The organism is Herbidospora sp. NBRC 101105, from assembly GCF_030269205.1.
Taxonomy (GTDB): Bacteria; Actinomycetota; Actinomycetes; order Streptosporangiales; family Streptosporangiaceae; genus Herbidospora; species Herbidospora solisilvae.
Genome location: NZ_BSSX01000001.1, coordinates 1,725,180 through 1,741,465, shown reverse-complemented (window position 1 = coordinate 1,741,465; position 16,286 = coordinate 1,725,180). Strand labels below are relative to the sequence as shown.

Annotated in this window: 16 protein-coding genes; 3 read left to right on the top strand and 13 right to left on the bottom strand. The window is 72.6% G+C overall.

From position 1 onward, the window contains the following. Positions 1–25 precede the first annotated feature (25 nt). Genes QSK34_RS07600 through QSK34_RS07590 form a run of 3 tightly spaced genes read right to left on the bottom strand, consistent with a single transcriptional unit; the run spans position 26 to position 4,752 of the window. A complete protein-coding gene (locus tag QSK34_RS07600; protein WP_285581432.1) occupies positions 26–553 on the bottom strand; it encodes a DUF7158 domain-containing protein in 528 nt (175 codons plus the stop codon). Further along, positions 550–4,302 carry a glycoside hydrolase family 38 N-terminal domain-containing protein gene (locus QSK34_RS07595; RefSeq protein WP_285581429.1) on the bottom strand — a complete coding sequence of 1,251 codons (3,753 nt, stop codon included), beginning with the start codon at positions 4,300–4,302 and terminating at the stop codon, positions 550–552. Before QSK34_RS07595 ends, QSK34_RS07600 begins: the two co-directional genes overlap by 4 nt. Positions 4,303–4,344: 42 nt before the next feature. Further along, a complete protein-coding gene (locus tag QSK34_RS07590; RefSeq protein ID WP_285581425.1) occupies positions 4,345–4,752 on the bottom strand; it encodes a PH domain-containing protein in 408 nt (135 codons plus the stop codon). Between the two features lie 126 nt (positions 4,753–4,878). Between QSK34_RS07590 and QSK34_RS07585 the strand changes: the two genes are divergently transcribed. Together QSK34_RS07585 and QSK34_RS07580 are read left to right on the top strand one after the other, a co-directional pair. After that, positions 4,879–5,010, top strand: coding sequence for a hypothetical protein (locus QSK34_RS07585; RefSeq protein WP_268903063.1), 132 nt, complete (start codon positions 4,879–4,881; stop codon positions 5,008–5,010). Between the two features lie 343 nt (positions 5,011–5,353). Continuing rightward, on the top strand, positions 5,354–6,238 hold the full coding sequence (locus QSK34_RS07580) for a helix-turn-helix domain-containing protein (RefSeq protein WP_285581419.1): 885 nt from the start codon (positions 5,354–5,356) through the stop codon (positions 6,236–6,238). Here the strand turns inward: QSK34_RS07580 and QSK34_RS07575 are convergent. The 3 genes from QSK34_RS07575 to QSK34_RS07565 all read right to left on the bottom strand — a co-directional run bounded on the left by QSK34_RS07575 (position 6,235) and on the right by QSK34_RS07565 (position 8,799). Continuing rightward, entirely contained in the window at positions 6,235–7,026 is a 792-nt protein-coding gene (locus tag QSK34_RS07575) for an SAM-dependent methyltransferase (protein ID WP_285581415.1), read from the bottom strand. The genes QSK34_RS07580 and QSK34_RS07575 overlap by 4 nt on opposite strands. Positions 7,027–7,281: 255 nt before the next feature. Then, entirely contained in the window at positions 7,282–8,226 is a 945-nt protein-coding gene (locus QSK34_RS07570; RefSeq protein ID WP_161477915.1) for a Ppx/GppA family phosphatase, read from the bottom strand. Between the two features lie 66 nt (positions 8,227–8,292). Further along, the gene (locus tag QSK34_RS07565) at positions 8,293–8,799 is read right to left on the bottom strand and encodes a CGNR zinc finger domain-containing protein (RefSeq protein ID WP_285581409.1); all 507 of its coding nucleotides are present in this window, start codon (positions 8,797–8,799) and stop codon (positions 8,293–8,295) included. Between the two features lie 107 nt (positions 8,800–8,906). Between QSK34_RS07565 and QSK34_RS07560 the strand changes: the two genes are divergently transcribed. Then, on the top strand, positions 8,907–9,671 hold the full coding sequence (locus tag QSK34_RS07560) for a class I SAM-dependent methyltransferase (RefSeq protein WP_285581404.1): 765 nt from the start codon (positions 8,907–8,909) through the stop codon (positions 9,669–9,671). A gap of 28 nt (positions 9,672–9,699) precedes the next feature. Here QSK34_RS07560 and QSK34_RS07555 read toward each other — a convergent pair whose 3' ends face one another. From QSK34_RS07555 to QSK34_RS07525, 7 genes are read right to left on the bottom strand one after another with little or no spacing between them, the layout of a single operon-like run. Beyond that, positions 9,700–10,851, bottom strand: a complete 1,152-nt coding sequence (locus QSK34_RS07555) for a 4-hydroxybenzoate 3-monooxygenase (RefSeq protein ID WP_161477918.1) — start codon at positions 10,849–10,851, stop codon at positions 9,700–9,702. Next, entirely contained in the window at positions 10,848–11,948 is a 1,101-nt protein-coding gene (gene pcaDC, locus QSK34_RS07550) for a bifunctional 3-oxoadipate enol-lactonase/4-carboxymuconolactone decarboxylase PcaDC (RefSeq protein ID WP_285581400.1), read from the bottom strand. The genes QSK34_RS07555 and pcaDC overlap by 4 nt, the downstream gene beginning before the upstream one ends. Next, a complete protein-coding gene (locus QSK34_RS07545) occupies positions 11,929–13,356 on the bottom strand; it encodes a lyase family protein (protein WP_285581398.1) in 1,428 nt (475 codons plus the stop codon). Before QSK34_RS07545 ends, pcaDC begins: the two co-directional genes overlap by 20 nt. A 14-nt stretch (positions 13,357–13,370) precedes the next feature. Beyond that, positions 13,371–13,916, bottom strand: a complete 546-nt coding sequence (gene pcaG, locus QSK34_RS07540) for a protocatechuate 3,4-dioxygenase subunit alpha (RefSeq protein ID WP_285581396.1) — start codon at positions 13,914–13,916, stop codon at positions 13,371–13,373. Then, positions 13,913–14,656: a protocatechuate 3,4-dioxygenase subunit beta gene (pcaH, locus tag QSK34_RS07535; protein ID WP_285581394.1), complete on the bottom strand. Its 744-nt coding sequence runs from the start codon at positions 14,654–14,656 to the stop codon at positions 13,913–13,915. Before pcaH ends, pcaG begins: the two co-directional genes overlap by 4 nt. Next, positions 14,649–15,407: a CoA-transferase subunit beta gene (locus QSK34_RS07530; RefSeq protein ID WP_285581390.1), complete on the bottom strand. Its 759-nt coding sequence runs from the start codon at positions 15,405–15,407 to the stop codon at positions 14,649–14,651. Before QSK34_RS07530 ends, pcaH begins: the two co-directional genes overlap by 8 nt. Continuing rightward, positions 15,404–16,216 carry a CoA transferase subunit A gene (locus tag QSK34_RS07525; RefSeq protein ID WP_285581386.1) on the bottom strand — a complete coding sequence of 271 codons (813 nt, stop codon included), beginning with the start codon at positions 16,214–16,216 and terminating at the stop codon, positions 15,404–15,406. The genes QSK34_RS07530 and QSK34_RS07525 overlap by 4 nt, the downstream gene beginning before the upstream one ends. Between the last annotated feature and the right edge of the window lie 70 nt (positions 16,217–16,286).

Sequence of the window (16,286 nt, the reverse complement as noted above, 5' to 3'; positions counted from 1 at the left end):
CCCGGCGAGTCATGAAATGCACGACTCAGTGACGGTGTGTCGCATCCGGCTGACGCGGGTCGCCGGGATGCTCGAACCCGGGCATCAGCGTGACCTTCTCGCGATGCCGCGCCTCCAGCCACCGGGCGAAGAGGATCTCTCGCCTGGTGTGGACGAGACGCGCCTCGATCCGGGACGACTCGTCCTCGAACCGGCCGGGGTGACGGTCGCGGTTGCGGTCGTAGTAGCCGCGCACCTCCTCCGGCGGCACGTCGGCGGCCACGCGGTCGAACAGCGCCCGGCCCGCCGGGGTGGCCAGGACGGCGGCGACGACGCCCCCGGTCCGCAGCGCGACCGGCAGCTCCACCGGCACGGCCTCCCCGTCGGCGTCGCACTCCTGGGCCACCACCCGTTCCATGGTCATGAGCTGCACCAGCCAGCGGCGCAGGTTGCGGCCCTCGGGCGAGGCGGGATGGGGCAGACGGGCGGCGAGCGGGCCGTCGTACAGGGCGGCCAGGCGCGCGTCGACCTCGGCGACCGAGACGACCTCGCCGCCCACGGTGGCGGCGATCACGGGAGCACCTCGATCGTCACCGGCTCGGTGTAGTGGACCCGTCCGGCGGAGGCGAGCTTGACCAGGGCCCACCACGTTCCGGGCAGGTGGCCGCCGACGACCGGGAACCGCAGTTCCCGGCTTCCCGGGCCCACGCCGGTGTTCCAGACGGGGAGCACGTCGTAGGTGTGCCACGGGCTGACGAGCTGGGCCTGGACCGGCGCGTCGCAGGTCAGCCGGATCACGATCTCCGCCCGCTCGCCCGCGCGCACGGCGACGTGTGGCGTGACGGTCGCCGCTTCGAGGGCCGCCGGGCCGAGGCGGTCTTCGAAGGTCTGGCCGTCGAACTCCAGCGTGGCCGTCGTCCAGCCCTCGTTGGGCCAGGCCAGGAACGCGCCCGGCTCCAGGGTGAAGGCGCGGGTCTCGGCGCCGTCGAGCGTGACCACCCCCTCGACCACCCCTTCCACCAGGGACGACGCCACGGTGACCGTCTCCTCGGTGAGGTGGACGGCGACCGGCAGGTTGCCGACCGGGGCGGGGCCGGTGTTGTGCAGCCAGTAGCGGGTGAAGACCGGCTGGAACGGCTCGGCGCCGGGGGCCGCGCCGCCGCCCTCGGCGTCGCGGGTCAACGTCACCACGTCCATGCCGGTCACCGGCCCGCCGGGCAGCTCGCGGGTCTCCAGGAGGTCGGTCCGCCGCCATCCGGGCAGGTCGAGAGGTCCGGTACGCCCATGCGGCTCGTACAGCCGCATCGTCATGCCGGTGACCGGGCCCGGCAGGCGGCCCGTCGCGATCGGGTTGCCCGCGGGCTTCAGCGCGGTCAGCACCAGGCCGCCGGGCACCTCCAGCAGCGACCCGGCGGCGGGTTCGCCCCGCACGCCCTGGTCGCGCGCGATCAGCGGGTGGTTGACGTCGTGGCCCTCGTGGACCAGCCCGGTCTCGCGCCAGTCGCCGGGGCCGGCCACCAGGCCGTACTCGAAGCGGTGGGTCCAGTGCTGGAGCTGGAAGTTGCTGCCGTCGGGGACGGTCCGGCGGGGCGGGTCGATCCAGATCCCGGACGGCCAGCCCGTGCACGACCGGAGCAGCGACAGGTTGAGCGCCCCGTTGGGCTCGACCGCGAAGCCGGGCACGCCCCGGTTGATCAGCCCGACCGTGTAGGGCTGGTAGCTCTCCCCCTCGACCTCGACGACCGCGTCGGCCAGGTCGTCGATCAGCGCGTCGACGTCGCCGGCGCCGATCGACAACACCGGGAGCGCGTCGTGTGCCTTCAGGTCGGCGCTCGGCACCCAGACCTCGGTGAGCGGCCTGGCTGCCGGATGCCAGCCTTTCGGCCAGGCCGTCTCGCCGACGGCGATCCGGACGTCGGGCAGGTTGGAGTCGACCGCGAGGTCGCCGTAGCGGGGGCCGTCGGCGCGCGAGACCGTGGCCGTGACGCCCTGCTTGACGAGGGCGACCGCGAGCGCGCGCAGGGCCGGCACGGGCACGTCGGGCCCGGCGACGATCTCGGCCACGCCGATGGGCCGTCCGCCGATCCGGCAGGTGGCGGAGAGGGCGAACCAGTTGTGGGCCGGGTTGTCGAGGGTCCACGGGTGCTCGGCGGTGTCCGCGTCGATGAGCGCGAACCCCCGTCCGACCACGGCGTTGCCGACCTCGCTGACCGGCAGCGCGTGGTCGATCGCGACCGGCCAGCGGAGCCGGACCAGCTGGTCGGCGCCGTCGAAGTCGAGGCGGGTGGCCAGGTCGACGCGGCGCAGGCCGTGCCAGAGGGTGATCTCCTGCACGTACCGGACCGGCCCGAACGCCCCGCGCACGACCAGCCGCTCCCCGGCCGCCGACCGCTCGGCCACGACCTCGGCGGCGCTCTCCGACGACCTCGTCCGGGTCCCCTTGGGCACCAGGTGCCAGGGGCCCTCGTGGAACTTCGGATGGGCCGGATATTCGTCGTGGACGACCAGCTCGTTGCCCACCTGGCCCGGCTGGAGCAGCTCACGGCCGCCGGTGACCCAGCTCGACACGCCGCCGCCCCGTGCCGGGTCGGCGGTGACGGCGTGGGTCTCGCTGGCGATCGAGGTGCCCCCGGCGGGCAACCATCCGGCGTTGACGCCGGGGGTGAAGGAGAAGGTGCGGTAGCCGAGCGGCGGCACGTCCTCGGCCAGGAACACGACGTCGGCCTCGGTGACGAACCCGTCGGCGTCGACGACCGCGTTCTCGACCACCACGGGCTCGGCGATGCCCCGCCACCCGGGCGGGAGCGTCAGCCGCACCCGCACGACGTCGGTGCGCGGCCACGACGACGGGTTCCAGACCACCACCCCGCTCAGCTCCGCGCCGAGCACCCGCAACGCGCCGTCGAGCACCTGCGAACCGATCGTGTACGCCTCCCGCCACCCCGTCAGCAGGTCGAGGTAGACCTGGTCGGACTCCGACCCGGTGATCGCGTCGTGGTGGGCCCCGTAGACGAGCTGCCGCCAGGCCTTGTCCATCAGCGCGAACGGGTAGCCGGCCCGGTCGCGGACGGCGGCGAGGGTGGCGAACTTCTCCGCGTCGGCGACCACGACCTCGGCCCGGCGCTGCACCTGCTTGGTGTCGACGAACGAGACGTCCTTGCCGGTGTAGACGGGGTTCATGTCACGGGTCTGCGGCAGGAAGTCGGCCCGCTCGGCCCGGACGGCGGCGAAGAACTGCTTCGGCAGCCCGCAGACGAACCGGGGCCAGACGTAGCGGGCGTTCCACTCCCGCTGGATGTCCATGATCCACTTGTTCGGCGGCGTGTAGTCGGTGCCGACCGGCAGCAGCACGTTACGCGTCGCCGCGACCTGCTTCAGCGCCAGGAACCACGTGTAGACCTGGGCCGCCGCCTCGTCGACGGTCGTCGAGGAGTCCATCCACCACCCGGCGCTGTAGTGGCCGGGCATGTAATGGGTCAGCACCCCGTCGCCCGACGGGGCGACCCAGTCGAACTCGGCCGGGAACTGCATCCGGCGCGGGTCGCCGCCGCCCAGCATCGGCCCCCACTGGTGGAACGGCCCCCGGGCCCAGGAGCTCGACGTCAGCCCCGCCGCCGCGGCCAGGCCCGGGAACTGCGGATCGTGCCCGAACGCGTCGAGCTGCCAGGCGGTGTGCGGGTCGCCGCCCAGAACGTCCCGCTGGAACCCGGTGCCGTGGACGAGGTTGCGGATCGTCGACTCGGCGCTCGTGAGGTTGGTGTTGGGCTCGTTGTAGGTGCCGCCCATGATCTCGACGCGGCCTTCCCGGATGAGCCTGCGCAGGTAGGCGCGGTGCTCCGGGCGGGCGTCCCAGAAGGGCTTGAGGTAGTCGACCTCGGCCAGCACGAACGTGTAGCCGGGCTCCCTGCGCGCGGTCTCCAGGTGGAGCTCGACGAGCTCGAAGCCGGCGTGCTGGAAGGCCGACCGGCTGACCTGGGCGGCCTCTCCGGCGGTGTCCCACGTCGTGGTGTAGGCGGCCTGGGTGTTCCACCAGACCGGGTCGTAGTGGAAGTGGGAGACCATCCAGACCGTCCAGCCGGGCTCGGCCACGACGAACTCCGCGGTCTTCTCCTCGCCGCCGGCCGTCACGGTGACGGCGGCGGTCTCGCCCGGCGCCCTTTCGGTCTCGACGGGCACCTCGACCACGCCCGTCCCCGTCGCGGACCCGGTCGCGTCGCCGGTGATCACCACCTCGGCGGGGGCTCCCTCTTCGAGGGTCACCCGCACGATCTGGCGCGGTCCCTCGGCGAACAGTTCCGTCCCGGCGATCTCGGCGATCCGCATGCGCCAATGATCACACAAGGGGAGGATCCGGTCACGGGTCGCTCAGGGGCGCATGCGCATCAGCGTCTCGGCCACCGGCACGACGGGTTCGCCCAGGTCGTACTGGCTGAACAGGTGGACGTCGTCGCCGGTGTCGATCTCCAGGATGGTGGTCCGCAGGCCGTAGCGGGCGCGTTCGTCGACCTTGATGCGCTCGATCTCGCCCCAGGCGATGCGGCGGCGGCCGGCGAACCCCTCGACCACCGTGATGCCGCCCTGGTCGGCGCTCAGGCGGACGCGGGCGACGACGTCGCGGGCCGTGACGGCGGCCAGCACGACCGTGGCGACGCCCGCGAGGATCAGGGCGCGGAGGTCGCCGGCGAGCAGGCCGTAGAGGACCAGGAGCAAGCAGATCAGGGTCCCGGCGGCCTTCACGGCCACGACTTTGGCGGGGACCTGCCACACGTTCATCACCGCAGGTTACTGCGACGGCAGACTTTACCTGCCCTAGGTGCGAAGCGGGGTATACAGGGAAGAGCGTGATGAATGTGCGCGCCGCCCGGCGTGCGAGTCGATATTCCGCCCGCCGGAGGCACCATGAGCAGGCAGATCGCCAACGGGTACCAGCAGGTGACGCTCGCCGAGCTCGAAGCCCGCGTGAGGGGGCTGGAGACTCAGGTCGCCCATCTGACCGAGATGCTGGAGGTCCTGACCGAGGAGCGCGACTAGCGAAGCCGTGATCAGCCGTCCGGAGCAGGCGCGGGAACTCGGCCTCCACGGCGGCCTGCCTGATTCCCCGGGCCGCGTCCCGTGACTCCTGCCCGGCCTGCTTCTGGTCCGCGTTGCCCAGCAGACTCCGTCCCCGAGCCGGCCCATACAACCGATGGTTGATCGGATCCGACCTGCCGAAACCGCACATTTCCTCTTTTATTGCGGGGCATTCATCCGATATCTCGTGACCGAATTGCCGACAAGCTCGGAAAATGCCGGAAAATGGCGTACTCGGTTAGGGTTGGCGTGGCACTATCTGCGGGTCCGTTCAAGCCGGTCAGCATCTGGGGGAACACGAGCGATGCCGCCTGTTCAGGGAGCCGGCGAGGATCTCGGCCACGCCGGCCCGACCGCGTTGCGCATGCTCGTCGGCGCGCAGTTGCGCGACCTGCGCGAGGCGCAGGGGATCAGCCGTGAGGACGCCGGCTTCGCCATCCGCGCCTCCGCCTCGAAGATCAGCCGCATGGAGACGGGCCAGGCCACCTTCAAGCCGCGCGACGTGGCCGACCTGCTCACCCTCTACGGCGTCACCGACGACAGGGAACGGTCGGCGATCATGATTCTGGCCGGAAGAGCGAACGAGCCCAGCTGGTGGCATCCGCTGCGCGAGGTCGTGCCCCACTGGTTCGAGGCCTGCCTCGGCCTGGAGCAGGACGCGGCGCTGATCCGCACGTACGAGATCCAGTTCGTCCCCGGCCTCCTCCAGACGCCCGCCTACGCCCGCGCGGTCGTCTCCCACGCCCACCGCGTCTACGACGAGGACCAGGTCGCCAAGCGGGTCGAGCTGCGGATGCGGCGGCAGCGCATCCTGGTCGGGGCCGCGCCGGTGAAGTTGTGGGCGGTCGTCGACGAGGCGGCCCTGCGGCGCACCATCGGCGGCCCGGCCGTGATGCGCGAGCAGCTGCGCCACCTCGACGAGATGAACCGGCTGCCGAACGTGACCCTCCAGGTGGTCCCGCTCGAATCCGGCTACGTCTCGCGCGGGATCGGGCCGGTCACCCTGCTGCGCCTGGCCCAGGGCGCCCTGCCCGACGTGATCTACCTGGAACGGCTCGGCGACGCGCAGTACCTGACCAAGGACCACGAGGTGCAGCCCTACCTGCACCTGCTGAACGAGGCCGGCACCGAGGCGGAGCCGGCCACCGCGACGAGCGAGATCCTGCGGCGCTGCATCGATGATCTCTAGGGCTTGCGGGCCACGCCCACCAGCGCGTCGACCGGCGAGGGCGGGCCGAAGGGGTCGGGGTCGGGCCGCCACTGGGTGATCGGCACGACGCCCGGCTCGACCAGTTCCAGGCCGTCGAAGAAGCGGCTGATCTCCTCGTGGTTCCGCAGCGTGTACGGCGCCCCCGGGCCCTCGTTGAGGTCGTCCTGGGCCTTGTCGAGGGCCTCGCCCGTGACCACGTTGGAGCCGTCCCAGACGGCCAGGTAGCTGCCGGAGGGCAGCGGCTCCATCAGAGTCCGGACGATCGTGTAGGCCTCCTCGTGGTCGCCGACGTAGCCGAGGATGCCCATCAGCATCAGCGCCACCGGGCGGTCGAAGTCGAGCGACTTGGCCGCGCCGGCCAGGATGCGGGCCGGGTCGCGCAGGTCGGCGTCCATGTAGTCGGTCACGCCCTCGCGGGTGCCCACCAGGAGGGCGCGGGCGTGGGAGAGCACCAGGGGGTCGTTGTCGACGTACACGACCCGGGCCTCGGGGTTGATCCGCTGGGCCAGGTCGTGGGTGTTGTCGACCGTCGGCAGGCCGGTGCCGATGTCGAGGAACTGGGTCACCCCCGCCTCCACGCTGACGTGGCGGACGATGCGGGCCAGCAGGTAACGCGACAGCCGGGCGATGGCCACGATGTCGGGGAAGGCGGCGGCGAACTGGTCGCCCGCCACCCGGTCAACCTCGTAGTGGTCTTTGCCGCCCAGCCAGTAGTTCCACATCCGGGCCGAATGGGGGACGGTCGTGTCGATCTTGGGGTCGTTCACCGGTGCTCCTGTCAGGTCGGCTCCCCAAGAACCTACTGTTTTCCGGCGGTTTCAACTGGTGTCCGGATATTTCCCGATGACCGCGGCGGACGGGGACCTTCGTGCTCAGCGCCATCAGGGCGAGCCCTGCCAGCATCAGCACGGAGATGATGAGAAGTGCCGCGATCGCCATCGCCAGAATCGATGCGAGCATGGCGGCGACACCCAGTAGCTCGATCATGCGGCCGTTTTGCCCGGTATGACCATTCTCATTCCTTACTCAGGGGCGAGGTCAGAACCCCCCAGGACGTCCAGCCGCCGGAAGATCACTCCCTCGCGCAGCGCCCAGGGGCAGATCTCCAGGGCCGGCACCTGGAACAGGTCCATCGTCGCATCCGCCACGAGTGCGCCCGCCAGCAGCTGACCGGCGCGGCCCGCCGACACCCCCGGCAGGGCGGCCCGGCGGTCGGCCGTCATCTCGCCCATCCGCGCCGCCCACGTCGAGACCGCCTCGTGGCTGAGGTTGCGGCGGACGTAGAGGCCCTCGCTCGACGGGGCGGCCCCGGCCATCCTGGCCAGCTGCTTGAAGGTCTTCGAGGTGGCCACGGCGTGGTCGGGGGGACCGTAGCGGGTGACCTCGCCCACCCGGCGGCCGATCTCGGTCCGGATGTGGCGGCGCAGGGCGCGGATCTCCTCGGGGCTGGGCGGGTCCTCGGTGAACCAGTCGCGGGTCAGCCGCCCGGCCCCCAGGGGCAGCGAGACGGCCGCGTCGGGGGCCTCGTCGATGCCGGAGGCGATCTCCAGGGAGCCGCCGCCGATGTCGAGGACGAGCAGGCGGCCGGACGACCAGCCGTACCAGCGCCGGACCGCCAGGAAGGTCAGCCGGGCCTCCTCCGCGCCCGACAGGACCTGGATGTCGACCTGGGTCTGGCCCTTGATCTCGGCGAGCACCTCCTCGCCGTTGCGGGCCTCGCGGACGGCGGAGGTGGCGAACGCCACCAGTTCCTCACAGCCCTTGTCCTCGGCGAAGCGCAGCGCCTCCTCGACGAAGTCGCGGAGCTTGCCGGCTCCCTGCTCGGAGAGGTGGTGGTCGTCGATGTGCTCGGCGAGTCTCATGTCGACCTTGTGGGAGAACGCCGGCTGGGGGCGGGCCCCACGGTGCGCGTCCATCACGAGGAGATGCACCGTGTTGGAACCCACGTCGAGGACACCTAGTCGCATGCCCATGACGGTATCGCCCTTTGCGGAACGTTCCTGTCGCCGTTACCCCGTCGGAATGACGAAAAGTCACACTCTGGCCCGAAAAGCAGCGGTTTTCGTACGATTCTGACACGCCGTGGAGCAGAAGCGCCGGGTGCCGTTGCGGGAGACGTCCACGAAGACCCGGTCGCAGCGGTCGGCCGTGCAGACCCCCAGACGGTCGCGGAACTCCCCGCCCAGCACGATCGCGAGCGCCGTGGCCCCGGACGCGGCCCAGTTGGCCGCCCACGTGCCGGTCGTGCCGTGGAAGTGGAGATGCCAGGGCTCGCCGTCGTGGCCGCTCAGGTGGGGGCGGGCGTCGGTGGCGTCGAGCACCCGGTTGATCACGGTGCAGGCGTGGTCGAGGTCGCCGGAGAAGGCCGCGCGCAGGTCGGCGGCGTAGCCGGCCAGCTCGGCGACGTCGGACCCGGCGATCTCGCCGCGCTCGCGCAGCGCCGCGGCCACCTCGGCGGCCAGCTCGGGCCCCGTCGGCACGACATAGGGGCGCCCGCGCCGCTCCCCCGGGGTCAGCACGTTCACCAGGGTCACGAACATGGCCACAACGGCATCGGTGTGACTGTTGAAGTTCACTTGACCAGTTACATCCTTCGTGATTACGGTAACTGACATAAGCCTAGACGACAGTTACAAGGGAGATGGCCGTGACACTCACCCGTGACCACGCCCGGCAGTGGCTCGACCGCTGGGACGTCCAGCAGGAGGGCTACCACCCCGCCCGCGAGGAGCGCTTCGCGGTTCTCGTCGACGCGGTCGTCGAGACGGCCGGGCGGCCCGATCCGCTCGTCCTGGACCTCGGCTGCGGGCCCGGGTCGCTCGGCGCCCGGCTCAAGGAGCGGCTGCCGGAGGCGACCGTGGTCGGCTTCGACACCGACCCGCTGCTCACCGCGCTCGGGCAGGCCGCCTACGACGGGCTCCGGTTCGTGGACGCCGACCTGCGCGTCCCGGGGTGGAGCGCGGCCGCGGGCCTGCCCCGCCTCGCTGACGCCGCGGTCAGCACGACCGCGCTCCACTGGCTCCCGGAAGGGCCCCTGACCGACCTCTACCGGGAGCTGGCCACGGTGCTGCGGCCAGGCGGGGTGTTCCTCAACGGCGACCAGATGGCCTCCCCTGACGGCACCCGCCTGGCCGCGCTCGAGCGCGCCCTGGCCGGCCGTGCCACCGACCGGCGGTTTCCCGGGGAACGCCCGGAGAACTGGGCCGACTGGTGGGCGGCGGTGGAGCGGGACCCCGTGCTCACCGCCCTCCACGCCGGCCGCGAGAAGCGCCGCGAGATGGCCGCGCACCACGGCTCGGAGTCGCTCCACCTGGAGACCCACGTGACCGCGCTGACCAAGGCGGGCTTCGCCGAGATCGGCACGTTGTGGCAGGAGGGCGACGACCGGCTGCTCTGCGCGTTCCTTCCGTAGACATCGGCCCGTATAGCGGGCGTATTTCTCAGACCGTCCCGGTGTAGTTGAGCGCCAGCTCCGCCGCCGCGGCCTCGGAGGTCGCGATGCGGTGGAGCTGGGCGAGCTGGAGCCGGGTCTCGTAGTCGGACTGGCCGGGGGCCAGGTGCAGCATCGTGGTCATGAACCAGGAGAAGTGCTCGGCCCGCCAGACCCGCCGCAGGCAGATGTCGCCGTAGTCGTCGAGCAGGTCGTCCTTGCCGGTACGCCGCCAGTGCTCCAGCGCCCGCGCCAGCACCACCACGTCGGCGACGGCCAGGTTGAGGCCCTTGGCCCCGGTCGGCGGCACGATGTGGGCGGCGTCGCCGGCCAGGAACAGGCGGCCGTGCCGCATCGGCTCGGTGACGAAGCTGCGCATCGGGGTGACGGCCTTCGCGGTGATCGGCCCCCGGGCCAGCTTCCAGTCGCCGTCGATCGCGAACCGCAGGTCGAGCTCGTCCCAGATCTGCTCGTCGTCCCAGGCGGCGGGGTCGGTGTCGTTGGGCACCTGGAGGTAGAGGCGGCTGACCGTCGGGGAGCGCATGCTGTGCAGCGCGAAGCCGCGCGGCGAGTGGGCGTAGATGAGCTCGTCGGTCGAGGGGGCGACGTCGGCCAGCACGCCGAGCCACGAGTAGGGGTAGTCGGCCTCGTAGACCCGGCCCGAGGGCACGACGGCCCGCGAGATGCCGTGGAAGCCGTCGGCCCCCACGATGAAGTCGCAGGTCAGGGTCTTCTCCTGGCCCTCGTGGCGGTAGGTGACGTAGCCGTCGCCGATGGCGGTCGCCTGGGCCTCGAACAGCAGCGGGCCGCCCTCGTCGAGCTGGAGGGCGACCAGGTCCTTCACGATCTCGGTCTGGGCGTAGATCATGACGGAGCTGCCGCCGGTCAGCGCCGGGAAGTCGAGGCGGTGGGCCCGGCGGTCGAACCGCAGCTCGATCCCGTTGTGCGGGAGCCCCTCGCGGTCCATGCGCGCGCCCGCGCCGCACTCGCGCAGCGCGTCGACCGTGCCCTGTTCGAGCATGCCGGCGCGCTGGCGCTGCTCGACGTAGGCGCGGTCGCGGCTCTCCAGCACGACGGAGTCGATCCCGGCGTTGTGCAGCATCCGGGCCAGCAGCAGGCCCGCCGGGCCGCCGCCGATGACGGCGACCGTGGTGTGGGTCATTCCAGGCTCCCTAGCGTGCGTTGGGCGACGGCGAAGGCGGCGTTGGCGGCCGGGACGCCGCAGTAGATCGCGGTCTGGAGGAGGACTTCCTTGATCTCATCCGGCGTGAGACCGTTGCGGATCGCGGCTCTGACGTGCATGGCCAGCTCGTCGAGGTGGCCGCCCGCGACCAGTGCGGTGAGGGTGACGCAGCTGCGGGTCTTCCGGTCGAGACCCGGGCGGGTCCAGATCTCCCCCCAGGCGTAGCGGGTGATCAGGTCCTGGAAGTCGGCGGTGAAGCCGGTGGTGTTCGCGACGGCCCGGTCGACGTGCTCGTCGCCCAGCACGGCCCGGCGCACCGTCATCCCGTCGACCGGGGGCAGGTGGGCGCGCATCGCCGCCACGACGGCCTCGGGCCGCTCGACCGGGGCCAGGTGGGCGGCTCCGGGGAGCTCATGGAGGGCCGCGCCCGGGATGCCGTCGGCCAGTTCGCGCGCCACGGCCGGCGGGACGGCGGGGTCGTCGCGGCCCGCGACCACCAGGGTCGGGGCGGTGATGGCCGGGAGTTCGGCGCGGACGTCGTACCCCGCCAGCGCCTCGCAACATGCGGCGTAGCCCTCGTCGTCGGCGGCCAGCAGGTCGTCGATCATGACCTGGCCGGCGGCCTTGTCGGCGTTCCCGGTGAACCACCGGCCCCACGCCAGGTCGGCCAGGGCGCGGGTGCCCTCGCCCCGGACCAGCGCCGAACGCTCGTGCCAGCTCTCCTCGGTGCCGAACTTGGCGGCCGAGCAGACCATCGTCAGGGAGAGCACCCGGTCGGGGTGCCGCAGCGCCAGCCACGCGCCGATCGCGCCGCCCAGGGAGATCCCGCCGTAGTGGAAGGAGTCCGCCCCGGCCGCGTCGGCGACCTTGACCACGAGCGCGGCCAGCGCCTCCATCGAGGTCGCTCCCGGCACGACCGGGGAGTCGCCGTGGCCCGGGAGGTCGTACCGCACGACCCTGAAGTGCCGCGACAGGGCGGCGGCGGGGGCGTCCCAGACGCGGAGCGAGGTGCCCAGCGACGGGCCCAGGATCAGCGCGGGCGCGTGCGCGGGCCCGTCAACGCGGAAGTTCAACATCGGCGATCTCCTTGAGACGACGGTCGAGGGCTCGATCGACGAGTTCCCCCGCCGCACCGGAATAGCCGGTCGGGTCGAAAAGCGCGGGATCGATGCGAATCACGCCGGGCCGTCCACCCGGGCCTTCTGCCGCGGAATCTGGACGGATCGCCCCTGCCGGTCCGCCTTGGTGATCGGGAGTCACCGGACGGGGCCGCCCGCCTTCTTGATCGGTCGTGGGACCGGGCCGGCGCACGGCCGACCCGGTGATCTCGACGGAGACTCCGGCATGCGCGCAGGCGAGCTCCAATGCCTGGCGGAGGGGCATGCGGAGGCGGGCCGCGTCGCGGGAGGCGGTTTCGAGCAGCTCTCGCGCCGCCTTCTTCCCGATCTGCCGGGACAGCTCGCCCATGACGCGCTCGGCCACGATCAGGCCGCCCGTGAGCGACAGGTTCTCCCGCATCCGGGCCGGGTGGACCCGGAGGCCGCCGGTCAGCGCGGCCGTGTGGAAGGCCGCTCCCCCGGCCAGGCGCAGCAGGGTGCGGAGCGGCTCCCACTCGGCGTGCCACGCCCCGGCGGGGCGTTCGTCCTCGGCGGCCATCGCGCCGTAGAGGATCGCGGCCAGTGCCGGGGCCTGCCGGGCGCAGGCGGCGACCAGGGTGGCGTGGACGGGGTTGCTCTTGTGCGGCATCGCCGACGAGCCGCCGCCCGATCCCTCGGCGACCTCGCCGATCTCCGTACGCGACAGCACCAGGACGTCGGCCGCGATCTTGCCGAGCGCCCCGCAGCAGAACGCCAGCGCCCCGGCGAGGTCGGCGACCGGGGTGCGCAGCACGTGCCAGGGCAGCACCGGGACCGCCAGCCCGAGCTCGCACGCGAACCGCTCCATGAGCGGAACCGAGAGCGTCGCCAGGGTGCCCCCCGCCCCGCCGAGCTGGGCGGGCAGGGTCACCGCGCCGAGCCGCTCGTAGGCGTCGAGCACCAGCGACCGCCACCCCGCCGCCTTCAGGCCGAACGTCGTCGGCACGGCGTGCTGGGTGAGGGTGCGGCCCGGCATGGGGGTGTCGCGGTGCTCGCGGGCCAGCGCCTCCAGCGCCCCGGCGGCCGAGGCGAGGTCGGGCAGGATCAGCCGCCGGGCCCGCGCGGCGACCAGCATGAGCGCGGTGTCCATGACGTCCTGGCTCGTCGCCCCGTCATGCGCACCTTCGGGCAACGCCTTGACCAGCGGAATCACCGGATTCCCGCCGCTGTGCCCGAGGTCCCCGGGCTCCGCCGCGGTGATGGCATCGGCCAGGTCGGGGCGGTTCTGGGCGCGGGCCAGCGCCGCCTCCGCGTCGAGCAGGGCGCGCAGGACCGCCGGGTCGGCGGTCGCCCCGTCGACCGGGGCGCCCGACCAGGCCGGGCCCAGCAGCCCGTCACCCGTGATCACGAGAGCCTCCCGGTTCAGCCCAGGTCGAGGAAGACCGTCTCGCCCTCGCCCTGGAGGCGGACGTCGAACCGGTACACCCCGTCGCGCTCCGGAGCGGCGACCAGGGTCGCGCGCCGGTCGGCGGGCAGCGACGTCAGCAGGGCGTCGCCGGCGTCCTCCAGGTAGACGCGGGTGTACAGGTGGTGCAGCAGCCCCCGGGCGAACACGCACACCGCGAGGTAGGGCGGCCCGCCGGGGCGGACCGTGCGGAGCGTCCAGTGCCCGCCGAGGTCGGTCGCCACGCGGGCGAACCCGGTGAACGTGACCCCGTCGCGGCCGGCGACCGAGCCGTCGACGTCGTCGCGGCGCATCGAGCCGGGCCTGCCGTCGAGGTTCCCGCCCTCGTCGGCCTGCCAGAACTCCAGCAGCGCGTCGGGGACGGGCTCGCCCGCGCCGTCGTAGACGTACCCGTGGACGGAGACCGCGCCCGGGTGGCCCGGCGGGACCAGGTCGCCGCCGCCGCGGAAGGGCAGGGCGTAGCCGTAGAAGGGGCCCACGGTCTGCGAAGGGGTGGGTCTCATCGGCCTTCCTCCATCCAGGTCGCCGACGGTCCGTCGAGGACGATGTCCCATCTGTACCCCAGGCTCCACTCCGGCCGGGAGAGCTCGTGGTCGTAGGCGGCGACGAGGCGCTCGCGGGCCTTGTCGTCGGTCACCGACTGCAGGATCGGGTCGTACGGGAACAGCGGGTCGCCCGGGAAGTACATCTGGGTGACCAGGCGCTGGGCGAAGGCCGTGCCGAAAACCGAGAAGTGGATGTGGGCCGGCCGCCAGGCGTTGACGTGGTTCTTCCACGGGTAGGCGCCGGGCTTGATCGTGGTGAAGGCGTAGCGGCCCTCGTCGTCGGTCAGGCAGCGGCCGGTGCCGGTGAAGTTGGGGTCGAGCGGCGCGGGGTGCTGGTCGCGCTGGTGCGGGTAGCGGCCGGAGGCGTTGGCCTGCCAGACCTCCACCAGCTGCCCGCGCACCGGGCGGCCGTCGCGGTCGACCACCCGGCCGGTCACGGTGATGCGCTCCCCGAGGGGCTCCCCGGGGTGCTGGCGGGTGAGGTCGGCGTCCAGGGGCGTGACGTCGCTCGCCCCGAAGACCGGGCCGCGCAGCTCGGCGTAGGCCTCGGGCGGGGCGACGAGCGGGCGGTGCGGGTGCCGCAGGCCGCTGGAGCGGTAGGGCGGGTAGTCGCGCGAGGGGTGGTCGCCGCCGTCGGACCTGGCGGCGAGGTCGGCGATCTCCCGGGAGATCGTCTCCTGGGACAGCGGTTCAGGCATCGGGTGCTCCTTGGGCGAGGCGGCGCAGGGCGGTCAGCTCGGCCTCCGTGGGCGGTTCGGTGACGCGCAGGCCGGGGGCGACGGCGAGGGGCCAGCCGGTGGCGGCGACGGCCTGTTCCGGGGTCGTGCCGGGGTGCACCTCGGTGAGGGTCAGCTCGGCGGTCTCCGGGTCGGGCCGCATGACGCCCAGGTCGGTGATCACGGCGACCGGACCCGCCCCGGGCAGGCCGAGCCGGGCGCGCGACCCGGGCCCGTCGCCGTGGCCGACGGTGGTGACGAAGTCGAGCCGCTCGACGAGGTTCCGGGTGGAGTGGCGCAGCACGAGCAGCACCTTCCCGCAGCTCGCGGCGATCTCCGGGGCGCCGCCCGCGCCCGGCAGCCGGCCCTCCGGCTTGCCCGGCCCCCGGTCGACGACGGTCGTGTTGACGTTGGCGAACCGGTCGACCTGGGCGGCGCCGAGGAAGCCGACGTCGATCCGCCCGGCCTGCAGCCAGTAGTTGAAGATCTCCGGCACCGACACCACCGCGTCGGCCGTGTCGGCCAGCTCGCCGTCGCCGATCGACAGGGGCAGCCGCGACGGCTTGGAGCCGAGGGTGCCCGACTCGTAGATGAGCACCAGCCCCGGTTCGGTGGTGCGCCGGGCCAGGTTGGCGGCGGCGCTCGGCAGGCCGATGCCGACGAAGCAGGTCCGGGCCCCGGCCAGGGCGCGGGCGGCGTTGACGGTCATCAGCTCGTCGGAGGTCCAGCTCATCGGGCGGCCTCCAGGACGTTCTCGTCCATCCAGCGCAGGAAGGCGTCGCGGTCGCGGGAGACGGCGTCCCACGCCTGGTAGAAGCCGTTGTCGCGGACGGTGTAACCGGCCGCGTAGGAGGGGTGGGCGCCGTTCGGGACCACGGCCACCGCGTCGACCGTCCAGGACGGCAGCACCACCGCGCCGGGGGCGGGCGCCAGGTCGTCCACGATCTCCTCGACCGTCACGAGCACCCGCGCGGCGGCCAGCGCGGCCTCCTTCTGCACTCCGACCAGGCCCCAGAGCTGCACGTTCCCGTCGCGGTCGGCACGCTGGGCGTGGATCACGGTCACGTCGGGGTTGATCGCGGCGACCGCCGCCAGTTCCTCGCCGGTGAACGGGCACACCACGGTGGAGATCGTCGCCGACCGCGACGGCAGGTCGCTGCCCCGGTAGCCGCGCAGCACGGCGAACGGCAGCCGGGACGCCCCGGCGACGTAGCGGTTGGCCATGCCGGCGTGGCTGTGCTCGTCGAGTTCGAGCGGGCGCGGCCAGCCGTTCTCGACCGCGTCGCGGAAGCGGTGCAGCGAGCCCACGCCGGGGTTGCCGCCCCACGAGAAGACCAGTTTGCGGGCCGCGCCCATGCCGATGAGCTGGTCGTAGATGACGTCGGGGGTCATCCGGACGAGGGTGAGATCGCTCACCCGCTGCCGGATCATCTCGTGCGCGGCGGCGAACGGGATGAGGTGGGTGAACCCCTCCATCGCCACGGTGTCGCCGGAGTGCACCAGCCCGGCCACCGCGTCCCGCAGGGTGAGGATCTCCGCCATGTTCTCCCTGTTCGGAGTGGACTTGTTCGTCTGATGAACTATTGTTCACATTTGACGTAGTTCAGGAGTC